1 protein-coding gene is annotated in these 264 nt (G+C 45.1%); it reads left to right on the forward strand.

Annotated elements, in window-relative coordinates:
* On the forward strand, nucleotides 1–190 hold a 190-nt coding region (locus PL85_RS18870; RefSeq protein WP_412766530.1), incomplete at its 5' end, for a transposase.
* Nucleotides 191–264: the final 74 nt, after the last annotated feature.

The raw sequence follows: 264 nt of genomic DNA on the forward strand, positions 1-264 counted from the left end.
ATTTAGTGAGGACAACTCTCGTATTAGAGCCGATGATCGTGCAGAGGCTTTAGCAAGGATCAGGCAGATGTGTTTGAACCTATTAAAGAGTGAAACCACCTTTAAAGGTGGCATTAAACGCAAACGGATGAACTGCGCAATGGACGAAAACTACCTAAGTAAGGTTCTCGAAAGCCTTACCGGGCGGTGATGTTCATGCGGTTTCCGTAAGCCGTAAAACAGGCAAGGTTCTTTGTTTGCCTCAATGAGTTTTGGTGCTGGATT

Source organism: Vibrio anguillarum (assembly GCF_001989995.2).
GTDB classification, from domain to species: domain Bacteria; phylum Pseudomonadota; class Gammaproteobacteria; order Enterobacterales; family Vibrionaceae; genus Vibrio; species Vibrio anguillarum.